This window comes from Allomuricauda sp. CP2A, from assembly GCF_001683915.1.
Lineage (GTDB): Bacteria > Bacteroidota > Bacteroidia > Flavobacteriales > Flavobacteriaceae > Flagellimonas.
In genome coordinates, this window is the sequence record NZ_LXTT01000138.1 from 1 (window position 1) to 2,099 (window position 2,099).

The following is a 2,099-nucleotide window of genomic DNA, read 5'->3' on the forward strand; positions in this document are numbered from 1 at the left end:
ATGTCGCTTGCATTGGCCGCAACCCCGGCACTGTCGTCAAGGTCGCTCAGGTCAACGGTAACGTCCGTGGTGCCCTCGCTTATGGTCAATACGTTGCTCGGTGCATCCAGTGAAGCGCCCGTGATGTCGTCGTCAGTGGCCGCCAAAAGTTCCGCGTCGGTGGCAAAGACAGCATCTAGGTCATCGCTCAACGTTCCGCCCCCGTCGACAAGTTCCAGCACAGTACCATTGAGGCCCAAAGAGGTGTTGTACTCGTTCCCGGCGTCCGTGTCGCCATCGGCGGCGATATGGTTCGCGATGTCCGTGGCATTTGTCGCAATATCACTTGTATTGGTTGCGATATTGGTCGTGTTGGTAGCAATGTCAGTTGTATTGGTGGCAATGTCGGATGTATTCGTTGCGATGTCGCTTGCGTTGGTGGCAATGTAACTTGTATTGGTCGCAATATCAGTTGTATTGATTGCGATATTGGTCGTGTTAGTAGCGATGTCGGATGTGTTGGTTGCAATATCCGAAGTGTTGGTTGCAATATCCGTAGCGTTCGTTGCAATGTTTGAAGCATTTGTCGCGATGTCGCTCGCGTTGGCCGCTACACCCGCACTGTCGTCAAGACTTGAAATATCAACCGCCGGATTGTTCCCCAACTCGTTGGTATAGGTCAATTCGCCGGTGGAACTGTTGAAGGACAAGGCCGTGTTGGTCTCGGCTATCGATACGGAGGCCACATTAAGGTACAGTGCTCCATCGGAACCTGCGGTTATATTGTTGTTGGCATCACCACTGATCAGGTTGACCGACTCGGTGCCGCCACCGTCCGTGATCTCCAGGTTACCTCCTGTGATACCGCTTCCCGTGTTGTACTCGTTCCCGGCGTCCGTGTCGCCATCGGCGGCGATGTGGTTCGCGATGTCCGTGGCATTGGTTGCAATGTCAGTTGTGTTCGATGCGATGTCGCTTGTGTTAGTGGCTATATCACTTGTATTGGTTGCGATATTGGATGCGTTGGTCACAATATCAGCTGTGTTCGTTGCGATGTCACTTGCGTTCGTGGCTATATCTGCCGTATTGGTGGCGATGTCGCTTGTATTGGTCGCAATATCCGAAGTGTTGGTGGCGATATTGGATGTGTTGGTTGCAATATCCGTAGCGTTCGTTGCAATGTCAGAAGCATTTGTCGCGATGCCGGCCGTATTAATGGCAATGTCACTTGTATTGGTCGCAATATCGGATGTGTTCGTTGCGATGTCGCTTGCGTTGGTGGCGATGCCACTTGTGTTTGTCGCTATATCAGCCGTGTTCGCAGCAATATCAGCTGTGTTGTCAGCTATATTGGTCGTGTTAGTAGCGATGTCGCTTGTGTTCGTGGTAATATCAGCAGTATTCGCAGCAATGTCTGAAGCATTTGTCGCGATGTCGCTTGCATTGGCCGCAACCCCGGCACTGTCGTCAAGGTCGCTCAGGTCAACGGTAACGTCCGTGGTGCCCTCGCTTATGGTCAGTACGTTGCTCGGTGCATCCAGCGAAGCACCCGTGATGTCGTCGTCACTGGCCGCCAAAAGTTCCGCGTCGGTGGCGAAGACCGCATCCAGGTCATCGCTCAACGTTCCTCCACCGTCAACAAGTTCCAGTACAGTGCCATTGAGGCCCAAAGAGGTGTTGTACTCGTTCCCGGCGTCCGTGTCGCCATCGGCGGCGATATGGTTCGCGATGTCCGTGGCATTTGTCGCAATATCACTTGTATTGGTTGCGATATTGGTCGTGTTGGTAGCAATGTCAGTTGTATTGGTGGCAATGTCGGATGTGTTCGTTGCGATGTCGGATGTGTTGGTTGCAATATCCGTAGCGTTCGTTGCAATGTTTGAAGCATTTGTCGCGATGTCGCTTGCATTGGCCGCTACACCCGCACTGTCGTCAAGACTTGAAATATCAACCGCCGGATTGTTCCCCAACTCGTTGGTATAGGTCAATTCACTTGTCGAACTGTTGAAGGACAAGGCGGTGTTGGTCTCGGCTATCGATACGGAGGCCACATTAAGGTACAGCGCACCATCGGATCCCGCGGTTATGTTGTTGTTGGCATCACCACTGATCAGGTTGAC

General features: G+C 52.5%; 1 protein-coding gene. It reads right to left on the reverse strand.

Features of this window, described 5'->3' with window-relative positions; translation table 11 throughout:
• A partial coding sequence (locus tag A7D14_RS20120; RefSeq protein WP_218058546.1) for a beta strand repeat-containing protein occupies positions 1-2,099 on the reverse strand: 2,099 nt, incomplete at both ends.